Below are 26,813 nucleotides of genomic sequence, written 5' to 3' on the forward strand. Positions count from 1 at the left end.
TGGATAGTCTGAGCCGGTGGCCTACGATCCGGCAGGAGCCCAAGCCGACACCGACGTGAGCGGCATCCGCACGGTGATGCGGATCCCGGTGTTCCGTCGGTTCTGGGCCGCGCTCGGGCTGGCGTCGCTGGCCGACTGGATCGGGCTGCTGGCTCTGACGGCGTTCGCCAACACGCTGTCCGACAGCTACGCCGGCAAGAACTTCGCGATCGCGGCCGTGCTGTTCGCCCGGCTCGCGCCGGCGCTCATCATCGGCCCGTTCGGCGGCTACGTCGCCGACCGGATGGACCGCCGGGTCACGCTCACCACCGGTCTGTTCCTGCGGGCCGGCATCTTCGCGAGCATCCCGCTGGTCGGCACCCTGTGGTGGCTGATCGTGGCGACGGTGCTGATCGAGGCGGTCAACGCGGTCTGGATGCCGACCAAGGACGCGACCGTCCCGACCCTCGTCCCGCGGGAGAACCTCGAGGACGCCAACCGCCTCAACCTCGCCACCACGTACGGGTCCGCGCTCCCGGCGGCGCTCGTCTTCATCGTCTCGACCTGGCTCACGAAGGCCGTCGACGGCTTCTTCCCGATCTCGGTCCCCGACGTCGACCCCACGATGTATCTCGTCGCCGTCCTCTTCGCGCTCGGCGGTGTCGTGTTCCTCGGCGCCCGTGACATCCCCGAGGGTGCGGCGGTCGACCAGCAGGTCGGGGTCTGGCGCACGATCGCCGACGGCTGGGCGTACGTGTTCCGCACGCCGCTCGTGCGCGGGCTCGTCCTCGGCATCGTCGGCGCGTTCGGGTGCGGCGGGGTCGTCATCGGCCTGGGGCGCGTCTTCGTGGGCGACCTCGGTGCGGGTGACCCGGGATACGGCACGCTCTTCGGTGCGGTGTTCCTCGGGCTCGGGCTCGGCATGTGGCGCGGGCCGAAGGTCCTCCGACAGGTCAGCCGCCCGCGCATCTTCGGCGTGTCGCTGGTCGGGGCCGGGGTCGGCCTCCTCGTCGTCGCGGTCGTGCACAACATGGCGCTCGTGACGATCCTCGTCGCGCTGGTCGGCTTCTGCGCCGGAGTCGCCTGGATCACCGGCTACACGCTGCTCGGCCTGGAGGTCGACGAGGAGATGCGAGGACGGACCTTCGCGTTCGTCCAGACGCTGGTGCGCCTCGTCCTCTCGGCGGTGCTCGCGATCGCCCCGCTGGTTGCGGGCCTCATCGGCACCCACGTGATCGGGCTGCGCGACCTCGGCGACTACGTCTACACCGGCTCGCAGATCACGATCCTCGTCGCCGCCGTCATCGCGATCGGGTTCGGCCTGATCTCCTTCCGCCAGATGAACGACCGGCACGGGCTGTCGCTCTTGGCCGAGCTCAAGCAGGACCCGGCGACCGCCCCGTCGTACTCGACGAGCGGGCTCTTCATCGCCTTCGAGGGTGGTGAGGGTGCCGGCAAGTCCACCCAGGCGTGGATGCTCGCCGAGGCGCTGCGGGCCGACGGCTTCCGGGTGCTGCTCACCCGCGAGCCCGGCGCGACCGACGTCGGCGCGACCGTCCGCGCCATCGTGCTCGACCCCGCGACGGGCGAGCTGTCGCCGCGCACGGAGATGCTCCTGTACGCCGCGGACAAGGCCGAGCACCTCGAGCAGGTGGTCAACCCGGCCCTGGCGCGCGGCGAGGTGGTGATCACCGACCGCTACGTCGACTCGACCCTCGCCTACCAGGCCGGCGGGCGCGGGCTGGAGCTCGAGGAGGTCGAGTCGGTGGCGCGGTGGGCCACGTCGCGGCTGCGTCCTCACCTGACGGTTCTCCTCGACGTCGACCCCACGCTGGGCCGTTCCCGCTTCGCCGAGGCCGACCGTCTCGAGGCCGAGCCGGTCGAGTTCCACGTGCGGGTGCGCGAGACGTTCCTCGAGCTCGCGTCCAAGGACCGCGACCACTACATGGTGGTGCGCGCCGATCGCGGCATCGTCGACATCGCCGACGCGGTCCTCGACCGGGTGCAGCCGCTCCTCGGGCACGTCGAGCGCGTGATCGAGCCGATGCGCCCGCCGCCGCCGGGATCGCCGTTCGACCGGCCGGAGACGATCGAAGCCGCTGTCGTGGTCGAGTCGCCGGTCGACCCCTCCGAGCTGCAGGAGCGCGTCGAGACCTTCGAGGAGGCGTTCAACGAGTTCGGGGAGGCCGACGGCACCGATCCTGCGTACGCCGACGCCGAGGACGCCGGTGATACGAGCTCGCAGGCTCGCTCTACTCAGGACGGGCCCTTCGATACGAGCTCGCAGGCTCGCTCTCCTCAGGACGGGCCCTTCGATACGAGCTCGCAGGCTCGCTCTACTCAGGACAAGCCCTTCGATACGAGCTCGCAGGCTCGCTCTACTCAGGACAAGCGATGACGGTCTGGGACGACCTGGTGGGCCAGGACAGCGTGGTCGCGATGCTCCAGGCCGCGACCGCCTCGGCGCAGGAGCGCCTGGACGGAGGTCCCGGCCCGGCGATGACCCACGCGTGGCTGTTCACCGGGCCGCCAGGGTCCGGCCGGTCCAATGCCGCCCGCGCGTTCGCGGCCGCGCTGCAGTGCGAGACCGGTGGCTGCGGAGCGTGCCAGGCGTGCCGCACGGCTCTCTCAGGTGCGCACCCGGACGTGTCCCTGGTGAGCACCGACGGCCTGAGCATCGACGTCGCGGAGGTGCGGGAGCAGGTGCGCCTCGCCGCCATGCGGCCGGCGCAGGGGCGCTGGCAGGTGGTCGTGGTCGAGGACGCCGACCGGCTCACCGAGAAGGCGGCCGACGCCCTCCTCAAGAGCCTGGAGGAGCCCCCTCCCCGGACGGTGTGGATGCTGTGCGCGCCGACGGCGGAGGACGTCATCGTGACGATCCGCTCGCGGTCGCGGCAGGTCGTGCTCCGTACGCCGCCGGTCGCCGCGGTCGCCGCGATGCTCACCGCGCGCGAGCAGGTCGCGCCCGAGCTGGCGCTGCAGGCCGCGCGAGCGTCGCAAGGACACGTCGGACGGGCCCGCGCGCTCGCGACGAAGGAGCCTGTGCGTGAGCGCCGACGCGCCGTGCTCGCGATCCCGGGCTCGTTGACGTCCCTGGGTGCGTGCCTCGACGCCGCCGCGACCATCACGCAGACGGCGCAGGCGCAGGCCGACGAGGTCGCGGAGCGGCTGGAGGACAGCGAGCGCGACGCGCTCAAGATGGAGTTCGGCGTCGAGGACAGGGGGCGACGGCCGGCCGGCTACGCGGGGCGGCTCGCGGCGCTCGAGAAGGACCAGAAGCGGCGTCGTACCCGCATCGCGCGCGACTCCATCGACGGTGTCCTGATCGACCTGCTCTCCTTCTACCGCGACGTCCTGGCGTCGCAGACCGCCCCAGGTGCCGAGCTGGTCAACGCCGACGTCGCCGACAGTGTCCGGAGCCTCGCCGGCAAGGGCACCCCGGAGCAGACGCTCGCACGGATCGAGGCGATCCTCGCCTGCCGCGAGGCGCTCGAGGCCAACGCAGCCCCCCAGCTCGCCCTCGAGAACCTGCTTCTGGCCCTGCGCGTCTGACCCGCGTCCCCAGCCGGTCGGGCCGGACGCGCCGAGCCTGTGGACGGTCTCAGCCGCTCGTCAGGAATCTCCCGTACGGTGGCTCCACGGTCCGAGTCCACGCGTCCGGAGGGAGTCCCAGTGCGTCGTCGAAGGATCCTCGTCGCCGTGGTCGCAGGTCTGCTGACCGTGAGCGCGTGCGGGAGCGCCAAGGAGTCTCGCGACTCCGCCCTGACCGACGGCACGCCGACCAGCGCCGCGCCGAGCGACGCAGGCGACGACATCGATCCGGCTCTCGCCCCGTTCTACGAGCAGGACCTCGAGTGGGGATCCTGCGGCCGCTACGAGTGCGCGAGCGCCGAGGTGCCCCTGGACTACGACGCTCCGGACGGCGACCGGATCACGCTCGAGCTGCGCCGGCTGCCTGCGGGTGACCCGAGCTCGCGGCGGGGCTCGCTGTTCATCAATCCGGGAGGACCGGGCGGCTCGGGCGTCGACTACGTCGCCTCGTTCACGGCGACCGCGGGCGACGACGTTCTGGACACCTACGACGTGGTCGGGTTCGACCCGCGAGGCGTGGCACGCAGCACCCCGCTGGAGTGCGCCGACACGGCCCAGCTCGATGAGTTCGTCAACACCGATCCGACGCCCGACGACGCAGCTGAGGAGCAGGCCTTCTACGACGCCTCCCGGACGCTCGGGGAGCGGTGCCAGAGCGAGTCCGGCGCCCTCGCGGCCCACGTGTCGACCGTCGAGGTCGCGAAGGACCTCGACATCCTCCGCGCGGCGGTCGGCGACCCCACGCTGACCTACCTCGGGGCGTCGTACGGGACGATGATCGGCGCCACCTATGCCGAGCTGTTCCCTGAGCGCGCCGGCAGGCTCGTCCTCGACGGCGCCATCGATCCGTCGATCGACACCGAGGGCCTCAACCAAGGTCAGGCGGAGGGCTTCCAGACGGCGCTGCGGGCCTACCTCGAGGCTTGCACCCAGCAGAGCGACTGCCCGCTCGGAGACGATCCCGACGCCGCGCAGGACCGCCTGTCGGAGTTCCTCGCCGACCTCGACCAGCAGCCCCTCCGGACCTCGACAGCCGACCGTCCGCTGACGGAGGCGCTCGGGTTCTACGGGATGGCCGTCACGCTCTACAACCAGGACTACTGGGAGCTCCTGACGCGGGCGCTGCGGCAGGCGTTCGACGGCAACGGGACCCAGCTGTTGTTCCTCGCCGACCAATACCTCGCCCGCGACGAGAACGGCTACACCGACAACTCCGTCGTCGCGCTGACCGCGGTGAACTGCCTCGACGACCCCTCGACGATGACCGTCGACGAGGCGCGTGCGTCGGTGCCGGACTTCGAAGAGCTCTCGCCCGTGTTCGGCCGGAGCTTCGCGTGGGCGCCCGTCACCTGCACGGCGTGGCCGATCAAGCCTGCGCAGCCCGCGCCCGAGATCGACGCCGTCGGCGCCCCGCCGATCGTGGTCGTCGGCACGACACGCGACCCGGCCACTCCCTACCGGTGGTCGGAGGCGATGGCCGAGCAGCTCGAGTCCGGCGTGCTGGTCAGCCGCGACGGCGACGGGCACACCGGCTACGCCATGGGCAACGCGTGCGTCGACGACGCCGTCGACGACTTCCTGGTCACCGGCACCGCTCCCGAGGACGGCCTGAAGTGCTGATCCGAGGGCGTCCGCTCCCCACCGGTTGAGCGAGCCGGCTCCCGCGCCTGTTGACCAACCGGCGCCCCGCCCGCCGAGCGGGCGGAGCGAGTCGAAACACCCCCTGACCGCCGGGTCGGGTGCGCGATCCCCCCGTCCGCACCCGACCCGGCTTCCACGTCTCAGGGAAGGCGACCCATGATCCGGTCGACGTCGACCACGATCGCGACCCGCTCGGAGTTCTCCCGCGGCGGGCGGTAGCGCAACGCGTAGCGTCGTACGGCCTCGGCGATCTCGTCGGCGTCGCGGCTCACCCGGGCCACGCCCTCGAGGGTCACCCAGTGCGGGCCGTCGAGGTGGCCGAACGCGACCCGCGCCTCGCCGCCGGCGGCGTCGACGTTGCGGACCTTCACCGAGCCCTCCCGCGTGATCACGCGAGCGGTGCGCGTCGCGGCGTCGTACGTCACTCCGACCGGCACGACGTGCGGGCTGCCGTCTGCGCGCAGGGTCGTCAGCGTGGCCAGGTGGTACTCGCCCATGAACGCGACCAGCGCCGGGTCGTCGAACGCGATGCGGGGCATCAGCCGCGGAACGCTTCGTGGTGGCGGATGACCTCGGAGATGATGAAGTTGAGGAACTTCTCGGCGAAGGCAGGGTCGAGGTCCGCGTCGACCGCGAGGGAGCGGAGCCGGGCGATCTGGCGTGCCTCGCGCTGCGGATCCGCGGGTGGCAGGTCGTGCTCGGCCTTGAGGCGCCCCACGCGCTTGGTGCACTTGAACCGCTCGGCGAGGATGTGGACCAGCGCAGCGTCGATGTTGTCGATGCTGGCGCGCATCTCCTCCAGCTCGGCGATGGCGGCGGGATCGGCCGCCTTGCGGGGGGTGGGATCGACGGGTTCGCTCACGCGACCAGAGTCTACGGCCCCCGTTTTGGGTCGCTGGAACCGTCTCGGCTACACTCGTCCTCGGCCAGCGGGCGATCCTCGCGAGGCCGTCGCCGCTTTAGCTCAGTCGGCAGAGCGTCTCACTCGTAATGAGAAGGTCGTCGGTTCGATTCCGACAAGCGGCTCCAGTTTTCTGCAGGTCAGAGGCGGTCTTCGGGCCGCCTCTGTTGCGTTTCACGGGCTGGCTCGGGCGGTTGTCGTCGAGGGCGCGCCGCGCGAACATGTCGATGTCGGCGGTGACCGGATCGCCACGCCACGGAGCCGCCGCCCTCGTGAGATCGAGCGCACCGCCCCCCGGACAGGAGGCTGTCGTCCGCGAGCGACGGCCCGGCGTGACGGGGAGCCTCAGCGGGCGGTCGTCGCGAGAGGGGCGACGCGAGCGCGCTGCCAGGCGCGGTACGCGACGGCGGTGGCGACGGCCAGGATCACCGTCCCCAGGATGCTCGCCTCGAGTCCGAAGTCTCCGCCGGTGAGGGCGTCGCCCGTCTCCGCGGCGGGCCCGAAGCTCCAGAGCGAGGTGGCGTACTCGTGGCCACTGACCGGCAGGCCGAAGAGGTTGCCCTGGGCGTAGTTCCAGCCGGCGTGGATGCCGCACACCAGCCACAGCGAGCCCTGCTGGAGGACCAGGAAGGTGGCGAAGAGGGCGTACAGGGCGATGTTCAGCAGGATGATCGGGTGGAAGTCGACGTGGACGACCGCGAAGAACGCCGTCGTCCCGAGGATCGCCACCCAGGCCGGGAGCTGGCGACCGGACCACTGGAACATGAAGCCCCGCGTCACCGCCTCCTCGGTGGACCCTTGGAAGACGAACACCAGCAGCAGCGGGACCAGCCCGACGAGCGCGGAGGGGCCGCTGACCGAGTGGCTGGAGGTTCCCGTGTCGTACCAGCCGAGCACCGTCCCGGCGAGCACGCCCACCGCCATCAACGCAGCCCCGATCACGAACCCGACCAGGAGGGTCCCGAGCCCGCGCCGGAGGCCTCCACGGAATCCGAGACTGCTGACCGGGCGGCCCTCCTTGAGCACCACCCACAGCGCGAGCCCGATCGCGGTGAACCCGAAGGAGAAGAGCTCGAGGTACTGGGCGGCGACCTCGGACTCCTTCGGAGACCCGAGCACCGCGTTGCCGACGGCGTAGCCGACACCGCCGAGAGCGACGATGAGCACGACGGCGACGATCCACGCGACCCACCACCGGGTCGGCCGTCGCGCTTCGTCCGTCAGGCGGATGATGGGCTCGGTACGGAGATCCATGCCTGATGCTATTCGCGCGCAGGCAGGTCGGCAGTGTGCGCCGCGCATGTGCACACCGCCGATCTCAGGCGGGGTCGGCCAGCCGTCCGAACGTGCTGCGGTGGAACACCAGCGGGAGCGTCGCGTCGGTCTGCTCGGCGCTGTGCTGGACGCCGTGGAGGCGCAGGAGCACGAGCGTGTGGTCGCCGGCCTCGACCTCGCGGTAGATCGTCGTGTCGTACCGGACGAGCCCGTCGTCGAGGGTGGCTGCGCCGTCGTCGGTGACGGTGGTGACGATGCCGTCGAAGCGGTCGTCGACCGGGCCGGCGAGCTGGCGGCATACCGTCCCGTGGTGGTCGGCGAGCACGGTGAGACCGAGGTGGTCCGCTCGGCGCAGGTCCGGCCAGGTCTTGGACGTGTTGGCGACGGAGAACGACACGAGCGGCGGGTCGAGGCTGACGGCGGTGAACGAGCTCGCCGCCAGGCCGACCAGGCGCCCGTCGACCTCGGCGGCGACGGCGACCACGCCGGTCGGGAAGACCCCGAACGCCTGCCGGAGCCGGTGGGGGTCGAGGTCCTGGTTGGTGGTCAGGGGGGAGGTGGGCACGGGGGAGGGCTCCTGTCAGGCGGGGGTGAGGGCGCGTCGGCCCGAGTGGGTGGCGGGCTGCTCCCACAGGCCGCGACGGGCGAGCTCGGGCAGCACGCCCTCGCCGAACCAGTAGGCCTCCTCGAGGTGCGGGTAGCCGCTCAGCACGAACTCCTCGATGCCGACGGCGGCGTACTGCTCGATGAGGTCGGCGATCTCGGCGTAGCTCCCCACCAGGGCGGTGCCGGCGCCGCCGCGGACGAGGCCGACACCCGCCCAGAGGTTCGAGTGGATCTCGAGCCCCTCGCGGCTGCCCTGGTGCAGGGCGAGCATCCGCTGCTGGCCGACCGAGCCGCTGCGCCGCAGCCCGTCCTGGATGCGGGCGATCTCCTCCTCGCTGACGTCGGCGAGGAGCCGGTCCGCTTCCGCCCAGGCGGCGTCCGAGGTGTCGCGCGCGATGGAGTGGAGCCGGATCCCGAAGCGGAGCTCGCGGCCCTGGGCGGCGGCGAGCCCGCGGATCCACGCGATCTTCTCCGCGACGGCGGCCGGCGGCTCGCCCCACGTGAGGTAGACGTCGGCGTAACGGGCGGCGACCTCCCCCGCGGCAGGAGAGGAGCCGCCGAAGTAGATCTCCGGAACCGGGTCCGGGACGAGGTGCAGGACGGCGTCCTCCACCGCATGGTGCTCACCCGAGAACGTGACCTTCTCGCCCGCCCACAGCGACCGGACGATGTGGAGGAACTCCCCGGCCGCGGCGTACCGCTCGTCCTTCGTCGAGAAGTCCCCGAACATCCGCTGCTCGTGGTCCTCGCCCCCGACGACGACGTTGAGGAGCAGGCGTCCGCCCGAGAGGTTCTGGAACGTCCCGGCCATCTGCGCGCCGAGGTACGGCGCGATCAGCCCGGGGCGGAACGCCACGAGGAACCTGAGCCGCTCCGAGAGCCCGGCGAGCATCGCGGTGGTGACCCAGGCGTCCTCGCACCATGACCCCGTGGGGGTGAGTGCGGCGTCGAAGCCGAGCTGCTCGGCGCTGCGCGCGATCTGGCCGAGGTACGGCACGGTGGGCGGCCGCTCCACAGCCGTCGGGTCGACCCCGTGCCCGCCGCCGACCACGTGGCGCCCGTCGCCGCCGTTGGTGGGGAGGAACCAGTGGAACGTCAGCGCGGTCATCGGCTGCCTTTCTTGGGTGCGTACGAGGGGTCAGAACAGCGGGTGCTTCGGCGGCGCGGTGCCGTCGAGGAGGTGACGTCCGAGGTGCACGTACTTCCAGCGCGCCGGGTCGTGCAGCGAGTGGACGCGGACGTTGCGCCAGTGGCGGTCGAGGCCGTGCCGCTCGTCGGCGCCGGACGTGCCCGCGAGCTCGACGACGTCGGTCGCGACCTGCGGGCCGACCTCCTGGGCGAACGCCTTGACCTGGGCGACAGCGAGCGAGGTGTCGACGAGCTGATCCTCGGTCGGAGCGGGCTCGGCTTCGAGCACGTCCACCGCGCGCACCGCGACGTCGAAGAGCGCGACCAGCGCCGCCACCTGCGTCGACAGCTGACCGAACCGGAGCTGGACGTGAGGCTCGTCGGCGACCCGGTCGACGCCGGACTCGACCCACGGGCGAGCGCGGTCGCGGACGAATCGAGCCCCGTCGGCGAGCGCGGCCTCGGCGATGCCGACGTCGATGGCGGCGTGCAGGATCTGGTCGTACGAGCCGAGCGGACTCCGCGGCGGGTCGGCGGGCTGGACACCGAGGTCGATGACGGCGTCGTCGTCGACCCGGACGGCCTCGAGGACGACCGAGCCGCTGATCGTGCTGCGCTGGCCGAAGGCGGTCCAGTCGGTCTCGATCGTGACCCCGTCGTCCTCGGGGGCGACGAAGACGATCGCCGGGTGCTCGGGGTTGCCGTCGACGATCGCGGCCACGCCGAACGCCGTCGAGCCGAGCGCTCCGGTGGCGTAGAACTTGCGGCCGGTGAGCGTCCAGCCGCCGTCGGCGGAGCGCGTGACGGTAGTGCGGCGGTCGAAGATGTGCGCTGTCCCGCGCTCGGCCGTCGCGTTGCCGATCCACCCTCCGCCGGTCGCCACGGCGTGCAGGCGCTGGAGGAGAGCCGGTGATGCGGCCGCGGCCGCGATCTCCAGCAGCATGAAGTGAGACAGGACGAGCTGGGCGAGGGAGGAGTCGCCGCGGGCCACGCGGCGCAGCACGTCGGCAGCGGCGCCGCGGCCCAGAGCCGAGCCGCCTGCCTCGACGGGGACGGTGACGCCGAGGAGGCCGGTGCTCGCCAGGTCCTGGAGCAGGTCGTAGGGGTGGGTCCGGGTCAGGTCGCGCTCGGTGGCGCCGAGCGCCGCACGGGCGGCCAGCGCATCGGCGACCTCCGCGACGTCGTCGGCGGTGAGCCGGGGCGTACGGCCGGTGGCACGCACCTCGGTCGGAGTCAGCTGGGTGGTCATCGACGCTCCTTGCCATCGCGGTGATCGATAAAAGCAATTAAGACTAGCGAGATGCTATACATACCCACGTCCGGAACCCAGCACTGTCTTCAGGAGCGAGATATGACCGCCACCCTCAGCGAACCCGCCGCCGCGACGACGGCCGGAATCACGCCCAAGCACCTCGTCACCCGCCTCGGCGGAGTGGACCGCGAAGACGTCTCGCCGCGCCTGCAGCGTCAGTTCGACGCGGCGGAGAAGTCGTACGGCCGCGTCCCGAACTGGCTCCGCGGCTACGCCGTCAACGAGGCGACGCTCGAGCGACTCCTCGCGATCTACGGACCGCTGTGGGACGACAGCGCCGACCACCACCTCACGATCCAGGAGCGCGAGCTCATCTCGGTCGTGGTGGCCCACGAGAACCACTGCGGCTACTGCGTCGCCAACCACCGCCACGGCCTCGCGGAGGCGATCGGCGACAAGGAGCGTGCCGCGAGGATCGCCGACGACCACCACCTCGTCGAGTTCACCGAGCGCGACCAGGCCCTCGTCGACCTCGCGGCCAAGGTCACCAACGAGGCCCACCTGGTCGGCGAGGCGGACTACGAGAAGCTGCGTCGGGTCGGCCTGACCAACGCCGGGATCGTCGAGGCGATCGAGGTGGCGGCGTTCTTCAGCTACGCCAACCGGCTCACGCAGGCGATCGGCCTGCAGCCGGACTCGACCCTCTTCGCCTGAGTGACGCCGCCCCGCCCCGGCCGTACGCCATTCCATCCACCGGAACGGACTTGGGGTTACCCGCAGGTACTACGTACGGTCGAAGGCGGGGCGTGCGAGGTGCGCGTCCTTCGTCATGAGGGAGAACCATGGACAAGATCGGTGTGGTCGGCTGCGGCCTGATGGGTGCGGGCATCGCCGAGGTGTGCGCACGTGCAGGCGCCGAGGTCATCGCGGTGGAGTCGAGCCCGGAGCGCGTCGAGGCCGGACTCGCGCGGATCACGAAGTCGCTCGAGCGCGCCGAGTCGCGCGGCCGGATCGAGAGCGCCGCTGCCGTCCTGGAGCGCATCACCGTCGTCGAGGACCTCAACGCGCTGCGTGACCGTGAGCTGGTCATCGAGGCGATCGTCGAGGACGAGGCCACCAAGGTCGCCCTCTTCAAGCAGCTCGACGAGCTCGTCGAGTCGCCCGACGCCATCCTCGCGTCCAACACCTCGTCGATCCCGATCATGAAGCTCGCGGTCGTCACGAACCGGCCTGACAAGGTCCTCGGCATCCACTTCTTCAACCCCGTGCCGGTGCTGTCGCTGGTCGAGCTCGTGCCCAGCCTGCTCACCAGCGAGAAGACCACGCTCGAGGCGCGATCGTTCGTCGAGGGCCAGCTCGGCAAGCACGCCATCCTCAGCCAGGACCGCGCGGGGTTCGTCGTCAACGCGCTGCTGATCCCGTTCGTCCTCTCGGCGATCCGGATGCTCGAGTCCGGCTTCGCGACCGCCGAGGACATCGACGAGGGCCTCGTCCGTGGCGCGGCGCACCCGCAGGGCCCGCTCGCGCTCGCCGACCTCATCGGCCTCGACACGACGAAGGCCGTGGCGGAGTCGCTGTACGAGGAGTTCAAGGAGCCCCTGTACGCGCCGCCGCCGCTGCTCGCCCGCATGGTCGACGCGGGTCTGCTCGGCCGCAAGACCGGCCGGGGCTTCTACACCTACGAGTGAGCCCCGGATCCGCCCGCACCACTCCGCCCGGCGGTGAGCCTGGTCCCACGGCATCGCGCCCAGGTGGGACCAGGCTCACCGCCGCGGCGTTCGGGTGGGACCAGGCTCACCGCCGCGGCGTTCGTGCGGAACGTCAGCCCATCCGGGACGCGAACCAGGGCTGGTGCAGGTCGAGGTAGCGGACGTCGTCCATCGCCGCCATCATCTGCTCCCGCATCTCGGCCGGCATCTCCTTCTTCTCGCCCTCGCGAGCCGCGGCCTCGTCGGTGAAGGCGACCGTCTCGGTGAACGTGCCGTCGTCGGCGATCGCGAGCGTCGCGCCGAGGATGTCGGGGCGCTCCTCCTGCATCTGCCGGGTGTCGGTCATCATCGCCCTGAGCCGGTCGGGGTCGACCGCACGCCCCTGGATCACCTGCACGAAGCCCGCGTCGTCGGACCCGCCGTCGAGGGCGAGAGTGACGTCGGTGCAGTCGTGGAACTCGGGCTCGGCGTCGAAGAGCGCGCGGGTGCGCTCCCACCACGCGCTCTGCTCACGGCTGTCGGAGTTGCTCCGCGCCATCTCCTCCGACTCGAACCTCACCACCGCGACGAACATGCCGTCGTCGGTGAAGCCGTACGTCCCGCCGAGCCAGCCGACGACGTCGGGAGCGCGCTCGGCCTCCCACTGCTCCATCGCGGAGCGCATCTCGTCCTGGCGGCTGCAGGGTCCTTGGATGACCTGGATGAACACGGCGTCCTCCTCCGTCGAGACCGGGCGGGGGACATCTCGACGCTACGCGCGCACGACCGGCGCGTGAAGAGGGCGTGCTCACTCCGGGATGCGCGGCTCCGTCTCCGGCGGCGGCTCGACGGGCGTCGGGTCGTTCGGGTCGGGGTCGAGGCTGGGGACGACATCCGGCTCGATCGTGTCCGGGTCGACGGGGTCGGTCGGTTCGATGCTCGGTGCTGTCATCTCTCCATCAGACACCCCGCTGCCCGCGGACGCAGAACGCCCCCGGAGCCGCAGGGCTTCCGGGGGCGTCGTACGGCTCAGCGCAGGGGGCGGACCAGCGCCTCCTGCGAGACCTGACAGACGGTGGTGCCGTCGCCGTCGAACACCGCCGCCTGGACGAGGGCGCGCCCCGCGTGGGCCATCGGGGTCGTGTGCTCGAACAGCAGCCACTCGTCGGCGCGCAGGTCTCCCTGGAACCACAGCACGTGGTCCAGCGAGACCGCCCACCACTGGTCGGCCATCGTGCGCTCGTGCCCGGTGACGGCGCCGTGCGGCGCGACCGCGGTCGCCATCAGCATGAGGTCGCTGGCGTACGCGAGAGCGGCGCGGTGGAGCAGGGGGTCGTCGGGCAGCCGGTCGGTGGCGCGCATCCAGATGTTGCGCGGCGCCACCGCCGAGTGCGGTACGCGGGCGTCCTCGTCGATCGGCGCGACGCGCACCTCGACCGCCGAGAAGCCCTCCCAGAACTCCCCGAGACCACCGTCCTCCTCGGCCAGCACGCGCAGGTCGGTGCTGTCCTCGGGCGGCGCCGTCGTCGGGCGAGGCCGCCCGTGGCCGATGCCGCCGTCGTCGGTCGCCGAGGACACGACCGTGCGGCACACGAGCTCGTCCTCCTGCCACGCGCTGACCTCGTGGACGGCGTGGCGTCGCCCGTCGCGCAGCGTCTCGACGGTGAACAGGACGGGCACCTGCGAGAGGCCCGGGCGGAGGAAGGTCGTGTGCGAGGAGTGGACGCGCTTCTCCTCGCCCGCCGAGCGGCCGGCGGCGACGATCGACTGGCCGACGAGCTGCCCGCCGAACAGCTGCGGCAGCTGGACGACGTCACTGGTGCCCGTCCAGGTCCGCGGACTCGTCTGCTCGAGCGCGAAGAGCGCCTCGAGCGTCCCTTCGGTCTGGGCCGTCGTCATCACGAGCCCTCCGTCGCCGCCGTCGCCGTCGTACGCCGCGGGGGGCGCGGGAAGAACCCGCTGGTCCGGGCGATGTAGTCCTCGTACGCGGCGCCCTTGCTGCGGCGCATCCCCTTCTCGAGGAGGGCCTTGCCGCTGAAGCGGAGCAGCAGGACGGTCATCACGATCGGCGAGATCACGGTGACGATGCCGATCGGGTGGCCGAGCGCGAGCAGCCACAGGCCGACCCACACGCAGGAGTCGCCGAAGTAGTTCGGGTGGCGCGTCCACGCCCACAGGCCGCGGTCCATGATCTTGCCGGCGTTGGACGGGTCGGCCTTGAAGCGCTTGAGCTGCCAGTCGCCGACCGCCTCGAAGGCGAATCCGATCGCCCACACCACGATGCCGAGGACGCCGAGCACGCCGAGCGGCTCGTTCTCGTACATGGCGACCTGGACCGGCAGCGAGACCACGAAGAGCAGCACGCCCTGGAGACCGTAGATCTTGCGGACCAGGTAGCCGACCAGCGAGCCCTTCTGGTGACGCATCAGCGCGGTGTAGCGCTTGTCCTCCCCGTGCCCGCGGTTGCGGTTGCCGATGTAGAGGCCGAGGCGCAGGCCCCAGGCCGCGGTGAGGAGGAGGACGACCAGGCGGCGCGTGTCGTCGCCGGAGGAGGAGGCCGAGACCAGGTACGACACGAGGGCGACGACGACGAAGCCGGGACCCCAGAAGATGTCGATGATGGACTGGTTCTTGATGGCGATCGCGGTGGCCATGATCGCGCCCATGAGGACGACGACGGCCGCCGCGCTCACGAGCAGGTTGAGGGCGAGGTCGCCCCAGGGGAAGTCGGACATGTGGTGTTCGCTCTCGCTCGGGGTGGGATCAGGCCAGGTCGGCGGCGAAGCCCTGGAAGGCTGCCTGCGCCTCGGGGTACGTGTGCGGGTCGCCGGCGCGGCTCTCGGCGAGCAGCTTCGCCAGCACGTCGGGCTCGATCGGCCCGCCGGGGAGGCGGACCGTCCCGAGCTCGACGCTGTCGGCCACCCGGAAGCCGCCTGCTCCGGCGACGACGACCTGGCCGTTGACCTCCGAGCGCGGGTCGACGAGCGCCGTCGCGAGCGGCGCGACCGACTCCGACGTCATCACCTCGGCGAAGCGCGGGTCCATCCCCGCCTCGGTCATCTGGGTCGTCGCGTACGGCAGCAGCACGTTGGTGAGCACGCCACGGCGCGCCCCCTCGACGGCGACGGTCCGTCCGAGCGCGATGACCGCGCCCTTGCTGGCGGCGTACGCCGACACGGTCGGCTCGCCGTGGAGCCCGGCCGTCGAGGCGACGAGCAGGATGCGTCCGGCGCGGGCCTCGCGCATGACCTTGAGCGCCGCGGAGGCGACGAGCGCGGTGCCGGTGACGTTGACGCCGATCACCTGGGCGAAGTTCTCGGGGGTGGTGCTGTGGAACATCTGCGGGTTGCTGATGCCCGCGCTCGTGATGCAGATGTCGAGCCGGCCCCAGTTCTCGAGGGCGGTCCGGACGAGGCGCGTGGCGGTCTCGGGCTCCTCGACGGCGCCGTAGTCGGCGACGGCGGTGCCGCCGGCGGCCTCGATCTCGGCGACGACGTAGTCGGCGGCGCTGCGGCCGTCGGCGTCCACGACCCGGTTGCGGTTGTTCACGACGACGGCGGCGCCGCGCGCCGCGAGGTCGAGCGCGAACGCGCGCCCGAGCCCCTTGCCGCCGCCGGTGACGATGGCGACCTGACCGTCGAGAGGGCGTGTGCTCATGCTGTCGTTCATGCGTTGACCAGCCTCTCCACCAGCACGGCCACTCCGAGGCCGGCTGCTCCACTGACGGCCGCGACGCCGTAGCGGCCGTCGCGACGCTCGAGCTCCTCGACGCACGAGCCGACGAGGATGGCGCCGGTGGCGCCGAAGGCGTGGCCCATGGCCATGGTCCCTCCGTTCGGGTTCATGCGCTCCGGCCCGGCGTCGAGGTCGCGGCGGAAGCGAAGGCACAGGGCTGAGAACGCCTCGGCGAACTCGAAGACGTCGATGTCCGACGGACGCAGACCGGCGCGGGCGATGACGGTCTCGACGGCCGACTGGCCCGCCGTCAGCATCAGGACCGGGTTGACCGACGTCGAGGCGGCGGCGAGCACGCGTGCGCGCGGCCGCAGCCCGGTGCGCTCGGCGGCGGCGTGGTCGCCGATGAGGAGGAGCGCGGCGGCGTCGGCCATCGCGGGAGAGGTGCCGACGGTGTGGAGGTGGTTGATCGCGTCGACGACGGGGTAGGCGCCGAGCGCGATCGCGTCCTGGCCCTGCTCGCCGAGCTCGGCGAACGCGGGCGGAAGCTCGGCCAGCCCCTCCAGCGTGGTGCCGGGGCGCACGAGCTCGTCGTGGTCGAGGCCGGGGCTCGACTCGGTCGGCGGCACGGGGACGAGCGAGCGGGCGAAGGCTCCGGCGGCCTGGGCGGCGGCGGCCTTCGTCTGCGTCTCGAGGCCGTACGCGTCGAGCTCCTCGCGGCTGAAGCCCTCGAGGGTCGCGTTGAGGTCGGCGGCCACGCCCATGTGGACCGAGCCGATCCGCTTGATGGTGGCCGGGTCGCTCCACAAGGGGCCGCGGTCGACGAACATCGGCACGCGGGACACGCTCTCGACACCGCCGGCCACCGCCAGTCCGAGGTCTCCGGCGCGGACGCGGGCCGCGGTCTGGCCGACGGCGTCGACGCCCGAGGCGCAGAACCGGTTGATCGTCGCGCCGGGGACGTCGTCGCCCCATCCCGCGAGCAGCGCGGCGGTGCGCGCGATGTTCGCTCCCTGCTCGTCGACCTGCGAGGCGCACCCGAGGGTGACGTCGTCCACGGACGCCGGGTCGACGCCGGTGCGCTCGACGAGGGCCTTCTGAAGGTGGACGACCAGGTCGATCGGGCTCTGCGCGTGCAGCGATCCCTTGGGGGACGCCTTGCCGCGGGGGGTGCGGACGTAGTCCAGGACGAGTGCCTCGGCCATCGGGGCTCCTACTCGGGTGGTGTCAATGAGGGTGACACCGCCGGGAATGTGATCTATCGCGCTTCAACTGGTGGTGTGACTCTGTTAGTTGTAGTACGGTGACCATGGAGTTGGCAAGCCGCTACTGTCGATAAAAGGGAGCAGCCGATGAGCGACACGAACGTCTGGGTCCTCGGGGGATATCAGAGCGACTTCGCGCGCAACCTCACTCGTGAGGGGCGCGACTTCGCCGACCTCACGCGCGAGGTCGTGGACGGGACGCTCGCGGCTGCGGGCCTCGGCGGGGATGCCATCGAGGTGGTCCACGTCGCCAACGCCTTCGGGCAGCTCTTCGCGGGGCAGGGACAGCTGGGCGCGATGCCCGCGACCGTCCGCGAGGACCTGTGGGGCCTCCCCTCCTCCCGGCACGAGGCCGCGTGCGCGTCCGGCAGCATCGCCGTCCTCTCCGCGATGGCCGACCTGCGCGCCGGGTCGTACGACTCCGCCCTCGTCGTCGGCGTCGAGCTGGAGAAGACGGTGTCCGGCGACGATGCAGCGCGCCACCTCGGTGCTGCTGCGTGGGCCGGCCACGAGGGCGAGGACGCCAGCTTCATGTGGCCCTACATGTTCGACAAGGTGGCCGACGAGTACGACCGTCGCTACGGCCTCGACGACGCCCACCTGCGTGCCATCGCCCAGCTCAACTTCGCCAACGGCCGCCGCAACCCCCTCGCGCAGACGCGCGGCTGGGACGTGCCCGACCTCGCCGGCCCTGCCGGCAGCGACGACGCCACGAACCCGGTCGTCGAGGGTCGCGTACGCCGCTTCGACTGCAGCCAGATCACCGACGGCGGCGCCGGCGTCGTCCTCGTCAACGACGCCTACCTGCGTGCACACCCCGACGCGCGTCCGATCGCCCGCATCGACGGGTGGGGACACCGCACCGTCGGGCTCGGCCTGGAGCGCAAGCTCGAGATCGCCGCGGACCAGCCGTACGTCCTGCCGCACCTGCGCCAGGCCGTGCTCGACGCCTTCGGCCGCGCCCGTGTGACGCTCGACGACCTAGACGGTCTCGAGACCCACGACTGCTTCACGCCGAGCGAGTACGTCGCGATCGACCACATCGGCCTCACCGGCCCCGGCGAGTCCTGGAAGGCGATCGAGAACGGCGACATCGCGCCCGGCGGCGTCCTCCCGATCAACCCGAGCGGCGGCCTGATCGGTGGTGGCCACCCGGTGGGGGCGTCCGGCGTCCGGATGCTGCTCGACGCCTCCAAGCAGGTCAGCGGCACCGCCGGTGCCTACCAGGTGGAGGGCGCCACGACCTTCGGCACGCTCAACTTCGGCGGCAGCACGGCCACGACCGTCAGCCTCGTCGTCGGCGCCGTGCCGGCCTGATCCTCACCCGCCACCACGCGGGCGTACCTCACGCACACGTCTTCAAGGAGAAGCATGGACATCGAGATCGTCGGCCGGATGCTGTCGACCCTGCCGGAGGACGACGACCACCCCTACCGGACCGGGCCGTGGCGTCCCCAGACGACCGAGTGGAAGGCCGACGACCTCGAGGTCGTCGAGGGCGAGATCCCGCGCGACCTCGACGGGATCTACCTGCGCAACACCGAGAACCCGCTCCACCCGTCGCTGAAGAACTACCACCCGTTCGACGGGGACGGCATGATCCACGTCGTCGGCTTCCGTGACGGCACGGCGTTCTACCGCAACCGGTTCATCCGCACCGACGGTCTGGTCGCCGAGCAGGAGGCCGGCGGTCCGCTGTGGGCCGGCCTCGCGGAGATGCCCGCGATCGCCAAGCGCGACGACGGGTGGGGTGCGCGCCGCCGGATGAAGGACGCCTCGAGCACCGACGTCGTCGTCCACCGCGGCACGGCGCTCACGAGCTTCTACCAGTGCGGCGACCTCTACCGGCTCGACCCGTTCTCCGCGGAGACCCTGGGCAAGGAGTCGTGGAACGGCCACTTCCCGTTCGACTGGGGGGTCTCGGCGCACCCGAAGGTCGACCCCAAGACGGGCGAGATGCTGTTCTTCAACTACAGCAAGGAAGCGCCGTACATGAACTACGGCATCGTCGACGAGAACAACGACCTCGTGCACTACGTCGACATCCCGCTTCCCGGGCCGCGACTGCCGCACGACATGGCGTACACGGAGAACTACGCCATCCTCAACGACTTCCCGCTGTTCTGGGAGCCGGAGGCGCTCAAGAAGGACGCGCACATCGCGCGGTTCCACAAGGACATGCCGTCGCGCTTCGCGGTGATCCCGCGGCGTGGCCAGAGCAAGGACATCATGTGGTTCGAGGCGGAGGCGACGTACGTCCTCCACTTCGTCAACGCCTACGAGGACGGCGACGAGATCGTCCTCGACGGCTTCTTCCAGGGCGACCCGGAGCCGGCGGACAACGGCATGGGCAACAAGTGGCAGCGTGCGTTCCGCTTCCTCGCGCTCGACCGGATGCAGTCGCGTCTGCACCGCTGGCGGCTCAACCTCGTGACCGGTCTGGTCAAGGAGGAGCAGCTCAGCGACAGCATCACCGAGTTCGGGATGATGAACGGCGACTACTACGGCGGCAGCTACCGCTACGCGTACGCCGCGACGGGCAAGCCGTCCTGGTTCCTCTTCGACGGGCTCGTGAAGCACGACCTGCTCGACGGGACCGAGGAGCGCTACTCCTTCGGTGACGGCGTGTACGGCAGCGAGACCGCCATGGCGCCGCGGGTCGGCAGCACCGGCGAGGACGACGGCTACCTCGTGACGCTGACGACCGACATGAACGCCGACGCCTCCTACTGCGTCGTCTTCGACGCCGCACGGGTCGCCGACGGACCGGTGTGCAAGCTGAAGCTGCCCGAGCGGATCTCGAGCGGCACGCACTCCACGTGGGCGCCCGGCGAGGAGCTTCGCCGGTGGCAGACTGCGGACTCGGCCGCGAGCGCGGTCGGGCTCTAAGCCGCTGCCACGTCTCGAGGTGACCATGGAAGACCCCACCGCACCGACCCTCCTGGAGGCCGGCGACACGAACGCCGTCGGCCGCATGCTCGGCCTGCTCGGCGACGAGTGGACGCTGCTCGTGCTCCAGCGTGCCTTGGTGGGAGTCACGCGGTACGCCCAGTTCCGCGCTGACCTGCCGATCTCCAACTCGGTGCTCACCGCCCGCCTGCAGCTGCTCACCGACGAGAAGCTGCTGGAGCGGCACGTCTACCAGACCAACCCGCTCCGCGCGGAGTACCTGGTGACCCCGCGCAGCCGCTCGCTGTGGCCGGTGATGCTGTCGATCTGGGAGTGGGAGCGGCACTGGGTCGCCGACCGCGCCGACGACCTGCCGGTGATGCACCATGACACCTGCGGCCACGACTTCGCGCCGGTCCTGTCCTGTCGCGCCTGCGGCAAGCCGGTGACCGCGCGCGAGGTCAGCGCGCAGTGGGGGCCGAGCGGGACGTGGAAGCGGTCGGTCCCCGAGGGAGCGCGGCGACGCCGGCCGGAGTCCGACGCGTCACGCAGCCAGGCCGGACTCTTCCCGGAGACGATGACGATCTTCGGCAACCGGTGGGCGTCGGCCCTGATGGGTGCGGCGTTCCGCGGCGTCACTCGCTTCAGCGACTTCGAGGCCGCCCTCGGGGCGCCGCCGACGCTGGTCATCGACCGGCTCAAGGCGTTCTGCGCGCTCGGCGTGCTCGAGGCGACGCAGAACCCGAAGCGCCCGGACTGGGTGGAGTACCACCTCACCGAGAAGGGGCGCGCGTTCTTCCCCGTGGTCGTCGCGACCCTGCAGTGGGCCGACCACTGGTTCAAGGCGCCCGAGGGGCCGGCTCTCGTGCTGACGCACCGGACCTGCGGGTCCGAGTTCGTCGCGATCTTCTCCTGCGACCAGTGCACGGCGCCGCTGGCCGGGCACGACATCAGCATCCACCCCTCCCGGAGCTCCGGGACCTCTTGACGACGGAGTCGCCATGACCGACCGCACCACCCTCGCGGACATCATCCGCACGACGGCCAAGAACACCCCCGACGCGCCGGCGATCGTCGGTGAAGGCCGTTCCGTCACCCACGGCGAGCTCTCCCGCCGCTCGGACGCGCTCGGTGCCGGGCTGGTCGCGAGCGGGCTCGAGGTGGGCGACCGGGTGGCGTACCTGGCCCGCAACGCGACCGAGTACTGGGAGCTCTTCTTCGCCGCGGCCAAGGCAGGCCTCGTGGTCGTCCCGCTCAACTTCCGGCTGTCGGCCGACGAGGTCGCGTGGATCCTCGGCGACGCCGAGCCGGCCGCGATCATCGCGGAGGACCACCTGGCGCACCTCGTCCCGGGCAGCTTCTCCGGACCGCGGCTGTCGTTCTCGCAGTCCGGTGAGCCGCAGGTCCCGGACGGCTGGCAGGGGTACGAGGAGTGGCTGGCGACGATGCCGGCGGTCGACCCGCAGCGCGGGGTGGAGGGCGACGCGCTCTTCTCGCTGATGTACTCGTCGGGGACCACCGGCCGGCCGAAGGGCGTGACGACGACCGTCGCCGGGTTCCTGTGGGCGGTCGAGGCGTTCGGTGCGCAGTTCGACGTCTCGTCGTCGTCGGTCAGCCTGGTGCCCACGCCGTACTACCACATCGCCGCAGGCGGCTGGTCGCTCATCGCGCTGGCCGCGGGCGGCAGCATCGTCCAGTTCACCGAGGTCACGCCGCAGAACATGCTCGGCCTCATGGTCGGGCACCGCGCCACCCACGTGATCATGGTCCCGACCGTCATGCAGCTGTTCATCACCAGCCCCGAGGCCTCGCAGGCGGACTACTCGAGCGTCGAGTGGGTCGTGTACGGCGGGTCGCCGATCTCCGAGACGGTGATGGTCGGCGCCAAGAAGGTCTTCGGCGCCGAGCTCGCCCAGAGCTACGGGCTGACCGAGACGATCGGCGTGACGACGATCCTGGGCGCCGGCGACCACGTCGTCGGCGAGAGCGCGAAGCTGCGCTCGGCCGGCCGTGCGGTGCCGGGCGTCGAGGTCGCGGTCTTCGACCCCGAGACCGGCGAGGAGTGCGCGACCGGTGTCGTCGGCGAGGTCGTGACCCGTGGTCCCGGCGTCACCAAGGCGTACTGGCGCCGTCCGGAGGAGACCGAGGCGTCGTACTGGCCGGGCGGCTGGTTCCGGACCGGCGACGCGGGCTACCTCGACGAGGACGGCTACCTGTTCCTCAAGGACCGGATCAAGGACCTCCTGATGTCCGGCGGCGAGAACATCTACCCCGCCGAGGTCGAGAACGCGATCATGACGCACCCCGACGTCCAGGAGGTGGCGGTCATCGGCATCCCGTCGGAGAAGTGGGGCGAGACCCCGCACGCCGTCGTGGTGGCGAAGCCGGGGACGACGATCGACGGCGACGCGCTGATCGCGCACACACGCGAGCGCCTCGCCCACTACAAGTGTCCGACCTCCGTCACGGTGGTCGACGCCCTCCCGCGCAACCCGTCCGGGAAGGTTCTCAAGCGCGAGCTCCGCGCCCCGTGGTGGGCCGGGCACGAGAGGAGCATCGGATGACGACCGACGCGGCCGGCTGGGCGATCCTTCGCCAGACCGTCATCGGGGCCGAGAACATCGAGGCCACGAGCAAGGAGCTGCGGGAGACCTTCGGACTCTCGGAGGGCTTCGCCGACCCGATCCTGGAGGAGATCGGCCTGGCCGACGAGACCATCCGGGTCGGGCCGCAGACGCACCTGGAGATCGTGGCCGGGCTCCACGACCGCGCGTCGATCTCCCAGTGGATCGCGAAGGGCGGCGGCGGTGGCGGCTACGCCCTCTCGATCCAGGTGCCCGACGCGGCGCCGCTGGTCGCCGCCGCGCAGGCCGAGGGCGTCCGGCTGGTCGCCGACCAGGAGGTGTACGGCCACCGGATCGTGCAGCTTCACCCGAAGGACATGGGCCTGCTCGTCGAGCTGGACGAGATCGACGATCCAGGTGTGTGGTTCTGGGACGACATCGAGACGGCGACGCCCGCCGACCCGGTCATCGACGACGTCGTCGCGGTCGACGTGGCGTCGACCGACCCTGCCGCCCAGGCCGCGCGGTGGGCCCGGGTGTTCGGCATCGACGTCGAGGGCGCCGACGGCGCACCGGAGCTCAGGCTGGGCCACCGGACGGTGCGGTTCGTCCGCGGCGACCGGCCGATGCTGACCGCGGTCGACGTCACCCTGGTGCCGGGCCACGAGGACCGTGCGGGAGAGGTCGAGATCTCGGGCGTGGTGTTCCGCCTGAGCGAGTCCTGACCCTGCCACCACCCGCACGAGCAACGGGCCCGAGCTCAACGAAGAGCTCGGGCCCGTTCCCGTGCGTGCGGTGGGTCAGGCGCCGTACTGGCTGCGCAGCGACGTCTTGAGCAGCTTGCCGCTCGCGTTGAGCGGGAGAGCGTCGACGAACGCGACGCCGACGGGGCACTTGAAGTGCGCCATCCGCTCGCGCGACCACGCGATGATCTCCGCCTCCGTCACCGTGGCGCCGGGGGTCGGGACGACGACCGCGTACGCCGACTCGCCCCACCGCTCCGACGGCACCCCGATGACCGCGACCTGCGCGACCGCCGGGTGACCGGTCAGCGTGCTCTCGACCTCGGCGGGATACACGTTCTCCCCGCCGGAGACGATCATGTCCTTCAGCCGGTCGTGCAGGTAGAGGTAGCCGTCCTCGTCGAACGAGCCGCCGTCCCCGGTGCGCAGCCAGCCGTCGGCGGTGATCGCCCCCTCGGTGGCTTCGGGGTTGCGCCAGTAGCGCTTCATCACGTGCCCCCCGCCGATGAGCACCTCGCCCCGCTCGCCCGGACCGAGGTCCTCCAAGGTGACCGGGTCGACGACGCGGACCGGCACGTTGGGCATCGGCCGTCCGACCGAGCGCAGCCGGTGTGCCGTCTCGGGGGTCGGGCGGTGGTCCTCCGGCGACAGCATCGTGACGCCGCCGGTGGACTCGGTGAGCCCGTACGACTGGAGGAACTTGCAGCCGAACACGTCGGTCGCCTCGCGCAGCACCGGCTCCGGGATCGGCGACGAGCCGTAGATGAGGTACTTCAGCGCGCTCCAGTCGGCCGTCCGCGCCTCGGGCTGCGCCACCATGAACTGGATCAGCGTCGGCACGGCGACCGCGTGCGAGACGCGGTACTCCTGCAGGATCGCGAGCAGGTCCGCCGGCGAGGTCTGGTTGCGCAGCAGCAGCGCGGCACCGTTCACTCCGGCGACGAGGGCGAGCCCCAGTCCGGAGACGTGGAAGAACGGCACCGGCGCCAGCGCGACCGACGTCGTGTCCAGGTCGAGGAGGTAGTGCATCGCCGCGATGGCCTTGCCGATGTTGGGGCCCGTCAGCTCGATGCCCTTCGGGTAGCCCGTCGTCCCGGACGTGTAGAACATCAGCGCGGTCTCGTCCGGCCCGCGGGAGTAGCCGGGGTCGGCGACCGGGACGTCGGCGAGCCAGGCGTCGTACGCGGTGGCGCCCGGGTGCTCGTCGATCGTGACGACGAGGCGGACCCCGGCCTCGCGCGCGACCTCGGCGAGATGCTCCATGCCGCGTCCGAGGACGATCGCGGCGGGCTCGGCGTTGCCGAGGATGTACGCGACCTCCGGTGCCGCGAGGCGGAAGTTCAGCGCGGTCGGGACGCCGCCCATCTTGGACGCGCCGTACATCACCGCGAGGAACGACGGGGCGTTCTCGCCGACGTACGCGACCCGGTCGCCGGGCTCGACACCTGCCGCCAGGAGCGCCTGCGCGACCTGGCTCGCCTCGTCGTCGAGCTCGCGGTACGTCGTCGGTCCTGCCGGCGTGATGACGGCGGCGGCCTCGGGCGTGGCCGCGGCACGACGGCGCGTGATGTCCTCGAGACGCTCGACGCGGGTGCCGTCCGGGTGCAGCGCGTACTCGGGGTCGCGGTACTCAGGCGGGGTGGGGACCAGGGTGAGGGTGGTGGCCATCAGGACTCCCGGGGCATCTGGAACGGGGCGAACACCGGCGGCTCGAAGATGCCCGGCGGTGCCTCGACGACCGGACGGATCGCGCGCAGGGCGGGTCCTGCGGTGACGAACTGTCCGGCGGTGGTGCGGCTGGTCGGGTCGTCGGGCTCGACCAGGTTGACCGTCATGACCATCTCGGGCTTGCCGTGGACGTGGATCTCCCAGTGGTCGCGACCGGCGTACTCCTCGCGGTCGGGCTCCATCGTCCAGATGATCGCGAGGGTGAGGAACGGGCGGCCGTCGCGCATCGCGTGCCAGCGCCACTCGGTGGAGCCGACCGTGCCCGCGGCGATGCGCCCGGCCGCGACCTCGAGGTCGCGCGAGGCGGGGACGACCACGTGGTCGGGAACCACCTCGTCGTACGTGACGCCCATCCGCTCGCACATGAACGCGATGGTCTCGAGGTACAGCGAGGCGTAGAGGGTCGGCAGCGGGCCGGAGCCGTCGAGCGTCGCGGGGTCCGACCCCATGCCCATCACCGTGAACGCGAAGTCCGGGTCCGGCATGCGCCGGGCGTCGAGCACCTCGTCGATGGTGATGCGGTCGAGCGTCATGCTCGCCCCGGTGAGGGCGAGCGCGAGACGCTCGCCGATGATCCCGGGGCTGACCCCGACGCCGAAGAGCGTGCTCGAACCCTTCTCGCACGCCTCGAGGAACATCGCCTCGCGCTCGCTGCCGTGCGCGCGGGGGAAGTGCTGTCCCGCGGTGGTGATGACGTTCACGCCGGCGCCGAGGAGGCGCAGCAGGTCCTGGTCGTGCTTCTCGTACGGCACCTGGAGGCGGGGAGCGTGCATGACGACGTCGGGCTCGGCGGCGAGGATCTCGTCGACGTCGCGGGTCGCGAGCACCCCGGTCGCCGGGCGGCGCGCGATGTCGCCGGCGTCGCGTCCGACCTTCTTGTCGCCGTAGACGTAGAGCCCCACGAGCTCGAGGTCGTCGCGGTCGAGGACCCCGCGCAGGATCGTCTTGCCGACGGCTCCGGTCGCCCACTGCGCGACCCTGATCGGCCGGCTCACTGCTTGGTCCTGAGCTCGGTCGCGAACAAGAGCTTGCCGAGCCCGCGCTCGTAGCGGACGGGGTCGCGCGCGAGCCGGGCGCGCGAGTCGATCGCCATCCGGTCGGTGTCGCAGACCCACTCGCCCCGCTCCATCGCCCGCAGGCCCGTCGCGGCGATGTCGCGCGGCGCCTCCTTGGCGCCCTCGACGTGCGAGGCCATGCGCGTGTCGACCGAGCCGACGATGAGCGAGGTGACGGAGATGCCGTACTGCTCGAGCTCGGCGCGGGCGATGCCGCCGAGGTAGAGGGCGGCGGCCTTGGACGGCGAGTAGCCGCCCATGAACGCGGTGGGGGCGATCGCGGCGACCGAGAGGACGTTGACGAACGAGCCGCCACCGTTGGCCGCGAGCACCGGAGCGAACGCGCGAGTCGTCCGCAGCGGTCCGAAGTAGTTGACCTCCATCTCCGCGCGTGCGGCGTCGGGGTCCTTCGCCTCGATGAGGCGGTCGCCGGCGTGCAGGCCGGCGTTGTTGACCACGACGTTGGCGTCGGCGCAGGCCTTGGCCGCCGCCTCGACGTCGGCGTCGCTGGTCACCTCCAGCGGCACGATCTCGGCCCCGGTGGCCCGGAGCTCGTCGGTCACGGAGTCGAGGTCGCGCACCCCGGCGTAGACCTTCGCGGCTCCACGGGCGAGGGCCTCCTCGACGAAGGCGAGGCCGATGCCGCGGTTGGCTCCGGTGACGACGACGCGCGCGCCCTCGACGGAGGCGCCGCGCAGGGCGCTCATGCCGACGCCCCGAGGAGGGAGGCGGCGCGCGGGTGCGGGGAAGGGAGGGGACCGGCGTCTGTCACGAGCACGCGTCCTTTCTGGGAAGAGGTCCGCACTTCTGTTGACGGACTCACTCTGCTTGCT

The 26,813-nt window shown here is 71.6% G+C and carries 25 protein-coding genes and 1 tRNA gene; 11 read left to right on the top strand and 15 right to left on the bottom strand.

Features of this window, described 5'->3' with window-relative positions:
* The first annotated feature begins 16 nt into the window (after window positions 1-16).
* From tmk to ACQSSQ_RS00400, 3 genes are all read left to right on the top strand, one after another.
* Window positions 17-2,377, top strand: a complete 2,361-nt coding sequence (gene tmk / locus ACQSSQ_RS00390; protein ID WP_431325047.1) for a dTMP kinase — start codon at window positions 17-19, stop codon at window positions 2,375-2,377.
* The gene (locus tag ACQSSQ_RS00395) at window positions 2,374-3,531 is read left to right on the top strand and encodes a DNA polymerase III subunit delta' (protein ID WP_431325048.1); all 1,158 of its coding nucleotides are present in this window, start codon (window positions 2,374-2,376) and stop codon (window positions 3,529-3,531) included. The genes tmk and ACQSSQ_RS00395 overlap by 4 nt, the downstream gene beginning before the upstream one ends.
* Before the next feature lie 147 nt (window positions 3,532-3,678).
* Window positions 3,679-5,190 (top strand): alpha/beta hydrolase, encoded by a 1,512-nt coding sequence (locus tag ACQSSQ_RS00400; protein WP_431325049.1) that lies wholly within the window; start codon window positions 3,679-3,681, stop codon window positions 5,188-5,190.
* A gap of 161 nt (window positions 5,191-5,351) precedes the next feature.
* Here the strand turns inward: ACQSSQ_RS00400 and ACQSSQ_RS00405 are convergent, their stop codons facing one another.
* Both ACQSSQ_RS00405 and ACQSSQ_RS00410 read right to left on the bottom strand, forming a co-directional pair.
* Window positions 5,352-5,750: a pyridoxamine 5'-phosphate oxidase family protein gene (locus ACQSSQ_RS00405; protein WP_431325050.1), complete on the bottom strand. Its 399-nt coding sequence runs from the start codon at window positions 5,748-5,750 to the stop codon at window positions 5,352-5,354.
* Window positions 5,750-6,022 carry a chorismate mutase gene (locus ACQSSQ_RS00410; RefSeq protein WP_431326756.1) on the bottom strand — a complete coding sequence of 91 codons (273 nt, stop codon included), beginning with the start codon at window positions 6,020-6,022 and terminating at the stop codon, window positions 5,750-5,752. The genes ACQSSQ_RS00405 and ACQSSQ_RS00410 overlap by 1 nt, the downstream gene beginning before the upstream one ends.
* 142 nt (window positions 6,023-6,164) lie before the next feature.
* Here ACQSSQ_RS00410 and ACQSSQ_RS00415 point away from each other — a divergent pair.
* Window positions 6,165-6,240: transfer RNA gene (locus ACQSSQ_RS00415), tRNA-Thr, on the top strand.
* Window positions 6,241-6,457: 217 nt separating this feature from the next.
* Here ACQSSQ_RS00415 and ACQSSQ_RS00420 read toward each other — a convergent pair.
* From ACQSSQ_RS00420 to ACQSSQ_RS00435, 4 genes are all read right to left on the bottom strand, one after another.
* Window positions 6,458-7,366 carry a CPBP family intramembrane glutamic endopeptidase gene (locus tag ACQSSQ_RS00420; RefSeq protein ID WP_431325051.1) on the bottom strand — a complete coding sequence of 303 codons (909 nt, stop codon included), beginning with the start codon at window positions 7,364-7,366 and terminating at the stop codon, window positions 6,458-6,460.
* A gap of 64 nt (window positions 7,367-7,430) precedes the next feature.
* Window positions 7,431-7,952, bottom strand: coding sequence for a flavin reductase family protein (locus ACQSSQ_RS00425; protein WP_431325052.1), 522 nt, complete (start codon window positions 7,950-7,952; stop codon window positions 7,431-7,433).
* Window positions 7,953-7,967: 15 nt separating this feature from the next.
* The gene (locus ACQSSQ_RS00430; RefSeq protein ID WP_431325053.1) at window positions 7,968-9,101 is read right to left on the bottom strand and encodes an LLM class flavin-dependent oxidoreductase; all 1,134 of its coding nucleotides are present in this window, start codon (window positions 9,099-9,101) and stop codon (window positions 7,968-7,970) included.
* Window positions 9,102-9,131: 30 nt separating this feature from the next.
* A complete protein-coding gene (locus tag ACQSSQ_RS00435; protein ID WP_431325054.1) occupies window positions 9,132-10,370 on the bottom strand; it encodes an acyl-CoA dehydrogenase family protein in 1,239 nt (412 codons plus the stop codon).
* A 102-nt stretch (window positions 10,371-10,472) separates the two neighbouring features.
* On the opposite strand from ACQSSQ_RS00435, the gene ACQSSQ_RS00440 reads away from it, so the two are divergent.
* Window positions 10,473-11,087: a peroxidase-related enzyme gene (locus tag ACQSSQ_RS00440; protein WP_431325055.1), complete on the top strand. Its 615-nt coding sequence runs from the start codon at window positions 10,473-10,475 to the stop codon at window positions 11,085-11,087.
* A 128-nt stretch (window positions 11,088-11,215) separates the two neighbouring features.
* The gene (locus ACQSSQ_RS00445; protein ID WP_431325056.1) at window positions 11,216-12,061 is read left to right on the top strand and encodes a 3-hydroxybutyryl-CoA dehydrogenase; all 846 of its coding nucleotides are present in this window, start codon (window positions 11,216-11,218) and stop codon (window positions 12,059-12,061) included.
* Window positions 12,062-12,194: 133 nt separating this feature from the next.
* On the opposite strand, the gene ACQSSQ_RS00450 is transcribed toward ACQSSQ_RS00445, so the two are convergent.
* From ACQSSQ_RS00450 to ACQSSQ_RS00475, 6 genes are all read right to left on the bottom strand, one after another.
* Window positions 12,195-12,791, bottom strand: coding sequence for a hypothetical protein (locus ACQSSQ_RS00450; protein ID WP_431325057.1), 597 nt, complete (start codon window positions 12,789-12,791; stop codon window positions 12,195-12,197).
* 78 nt (window positions 12,792-12,869) lie between these two features.
* Window positions 12,870-13,013, bottom strand: coding sequence for a hypothetical protein (locus tag ACQSSQ_RS00455; protein ID WP_431325058.1), 144 nt, complete (start codon window positions 13,011-13,013; stop codon window positions 12,870-12,872).
* Window positions 13,014-13,090: 77 nt separating this feature from the next.
* The gene (locus ACQSSQ_RS00460; RefSeq protein WP_431325059.1) at window positions 13,091-13,960 is read right to left on the bottom strand and encodes an acyl-CoA thioesterase; all 870 of its coding nucleotides are present in this window, start codon (window positions 13,958-13,960) and stop codon (window positions 13,091-13,093) included.
* The gene (locus ACQSSQ_RS00465) at window positions 13,960-14,796 is read right to left on the bottom strand and encodes a DUF1295 domain-containing protein (RefSeq protein ID WP_431325060.1); all 837 of its coding nucleotides are present in this window, start codon (window positions 14,794-14,796) and stop codon (window positions 13,960-13,962) included. The genes ACQSSQ_RS00460 and ACQSSQ_RS00465 overlap by 1 nt, the downstream gene beginning before the upstream one ends.
* A 28-nt stretch (window positions 14,797-14,824) precedes the next feature.
* A complete protein-coding gene (locus ACQSSQ_RS00470) occupies window positions 14,825-15,718 on the bottom strand; it encodes an SDR family NAD(P)-dependent oxidoreductase (protein ID WP_431325061.1) in 894 nt (297 codons plus the stop codon).
* Window positions 15,719-15,726: 8 nt separating this feature from the next.
* Window positions 15,727-16,941, bottom strand: coding sequence for an acetyl-CoA C-acyltransferase (locus tag ACQSSQ_RS00475; protein WP_431325062.1), 1,215 nt, complete (start codon window positions 16,939-16,941; stop codon window positions 15,727-15,729).
* Between the two features lie 147 nt (window positions 16,942-17,088).
* Between ACQSSQ_RS00475 and ACQSSQ_RS00480 the strand changes: the two genes are divergently transcribed.
* The 5 genes from ACQSSQ_RS00480 to ACQSSQ_RS00500 are packed head-to-tail and all read left to right on the top strand — an operon-like array spanning window position 17,089 to window position 23,179.
* Complete coding sequence (locus tag ACQSSQ_RS00480) at window positions 17,089-18,318, top strand: acetyl-CoA acetyltransferase (protein WP_431325063.1); 1,230 nt, start codon at window positions 17,089-17,091, stop codon at window positions 18,316-18,318.
* Between the two features lie 54 nt (window positions 18,319-18,372).
* A complete protein-coding gene (locus ACQSSQ_RS00485) occupies window positions 18,373-19,890 on the top strand; it encodes a carotenoid oxygenase family protein (RefSeq protein WP_431325064.1) in 1,518 nt (505 codons plus the stop codon).
* Between the two features lie 25 nt (window positions 19,891-19,915).
* Window positions 19,916-20,878 (top strand): winged helix-turn-helix transcriptional regulator, encoded by a 963-nt coding sequence (locus ACQSSQ_RS00490; protein WP_431325065.1) that lies wholly within the window; start codon window positions 19,916-19,918, stop codon window positions 20,876-20,878.
* Window positions 20,879-20,891: 13 nt separating this feature from the next.
* Window positions 20,892-22,454, top strand: a complete 1,563-nt coding sequence (locus ACQSSQ_RS00495; RefSeq protein ID WP_431325066.1) for a long-chain-fatty-acid--CoA ligase — start codon at window positions 20,892-20,894, stop codon at window positions 22,452-22,454.
* Window positions 22,451-23,179 carry a VOC family protein gene (locus ACQSSQ_RS00500; protein ID WP_431325067.1) on the top strand — a complete coding sequence of 243 codons (729 nt, stop codon included), beginning with the start codon at window positions 22,451-22,453 and terminating at the stop codon, window positions 23,177-23,179. The genes ACQSSQ_RS00495 and ACQSSQ_RS00500 overlap by 4 nt, the downstream gene beginning before the upstream one ends.
* 75 nt (window positions 23,180-23,254) lie before the next feature.
* Here ACQSSQ_RS00500 and ACQSSQ_RS00505 read toward each other — a convergent pair whose 3' ends face one another.
* Genes ACQSSQ_RS00505 through ACQSSQ_RS00515 form a run of 3 tightly spaced genes read right to left on the bottom strand, consistent with a single transcriptional unit; the run spans window position 23,255 to window position 26,687 of the window.
* Window positions 23,255-24,865 (bottom strand): long-chain-fatty-acid--CoA ligase, encoded by a 1,611-nt coding sequence (locus ACQSSQ_RS00505; RefSeq protein WP_431325068.1) that lies wholly within the window; start codon window positions 24,863-24,865, stop codon window positions 23,255-23,257.
* Window positions 24,865-25,920, bottom strand: a complete 1,056-nt coding sequence (locus ACQSSQ_RS00510; RefSeq protein WP_431325069.1) for an NAD(P)H-dependent amine dehydrogenase family protein — start codon at window positions 25,918-25,920, stop codon at window positions 24,865-24,867. Before ACQSSQ_RS00510 ends, ACQSSQ_RS00505 begins: the two co-directional genes overlap by 1 nt.
* Window positions 25,917-26,687, bottom strand: coding sequence for an SDR family oxidoreductase (locus tag ACQSSQ_RS00515; protein WP_431325070.1), 771 nt, complete (start codon window positions 26,685-26,687; stop codon window positions 25,917-25,919). Before ACQSSQ_RS00515 ends, ACQSSQ_RS00510 begins: the two co-directional genes overlap by 4 nt.
* Window positions 26,688-26,813: the final 126 nt, after the last annotated feature.

It is taken from the genome of Mumia spirodelae (genome assembly GCF_050632745.1).
Taxonomy (GTDB): domain Bacteria; phylum Actinomycetota; class Actinomycetes; order Propionibacteriales; family Nocardioidaceae; genus Mumia.

Excerpts from the sequence above, each read along its gene's own strand:
- ACQSSQ_RS00460 (WP_431325059.1), bottom strand. The coding sequence starts at position 13,960 with ATGACGACGGCCCAGACCGAAGGGACGCTCGAGGCGCTCTTCGCGCTC.
- ACQSSQ_RS00470 (WP_431325061.1), bottom strand. The coding sequence starts at position 15,718 with ATGAGCACACGCCCTCTCGACGGTCAGGTCGCCATCGTCACCGGCGGC.
- ACQSSQ_RS00465 (WP_431325060.1), bottom strand. The coding sequence starts at position 14,796 with ATGTCCGACTTCCCCTGGGGCGACCTCGCCCTCAACCTGCTCGTGAGC.
- ACQSSQ_RS00405 (WP_431325050.1), bottom strand. The coding sequence starts at position 5,750 with ATGCCCCGCATCGCGTTCGACGACCCGGCGCTGGTCGCGTTCATGGGC.
- ACQSSQ_RS00485 (WP_431325064.1), top strand. The coding sequence starts at position 18,373 with ATGGACATCGAGATCGTCGGCCGGATGCTGTCGACCCTGCCGGAGGAC.
- ACQSSQ_RS00435 (WP_431325054.1), bottom strand. The coding sequence starts at position 10,370 with ATGACCACCCAGCTGACTCCGACCGAGGTGCGTGCCACCGGCCGTACG.
- ACQSSQ_RS00430 (WP_431325053.1), bottom strand. The coding sequence starts at position 9,101 with ATGACCGCGCTGACGTTCCACTGGTTCCTCCCCACCAACGGCGGCGAC.
- ACQSSQ_RS00455 (WP_431325058.1), bottom strand. The coding sequence starts at position 13,013 with ATGACAGCACCGAGCATCGAACCGACCGACCCCGTCGACCCGGACACG.
- ACQSSQ_RS00505 (WP_431325068.1), bottom strand. The coding sequence starts at position 24,865 with ATGGCCACCACCCTCACCCTGGTCCCCACCCCGCCTGAGTACCGCGAC.
- ACQSSQ_RS00440 (WP_431325055.1), top strand. The coding sequence starts at position 10,473 with ATGACCGCCACCCTCAGCGAACCCGCCGCCGCGACGACGGCCGGAATC.
- ACQSSQ_RS00500 (WP_431325067.1), top strand. The coding sequence starts at position 22,451 with ATGACGACCGACGCGGCCGGCTGGGCGATCCTTCGCCAGACCGTCATC.
- ACQSSQ_RS00495 (WP_431325066.1), top strand. The coding sequence starts at position 20,892 with ATGACCGACCGCACCACCCTCGCGGACATCATCCGCACGACGGCCAAG.
- ACQSSQ_RS00480 (WP_431325063.1), top strand. The coding sequence starts at position 17,089 with ATGAGCGACACGAACGTCTGGGTCCTCGGGGGATATCAGAGCGACTTC.
- ACQSSQ_RS00515 (WP_431325070.1), bottom strand. The coding sequence starts at position 26,687 with ATGAGCGCCCTGCGCGGCGCCTCCGTCGAGGGCGCGCGCGTCGTCGTC.
- ACQSSQ_RS00420 (WP_431325051.1), bottom strand. The coding sequence starts at position 7,366 with ATGGATCTCCGTACCGAGCCCATCATCCGCCTGACGGACGAAGCGCGA.
- ACQSSQ_RS00445 (WP_431325056.1), top strand. The coding sequence starts at position 11,216 with ATGGACAAGATCGGTGTGGTCGGCTGCGGCCTGATGGGTGCGGGCATC.
- ACQSSQ_RS00395 (WP_431325048.1), top strand. The coding sequence starts at position 2,374 with ATGACGGTCTGGGACGACCTGGTGGGCCAGGACAGCGTGGTCGCGATG.
- ACQSSQ_RS00475 (WP_431325062.1), bottom strand. The coding sequence starts at position 16,941 with ATGGCCGAGGCACTCGTCCTGGACTACGTCCGCACCCCCCGCGGCAAG.
- ACQSSQ_RS00490 (WP_431325065.1), top strand. The coding sequence starts at position 19,916 with ATGGAAGACCCCACCGCACCGACCCTCCTGGAGGCCGGCGACACGAAC.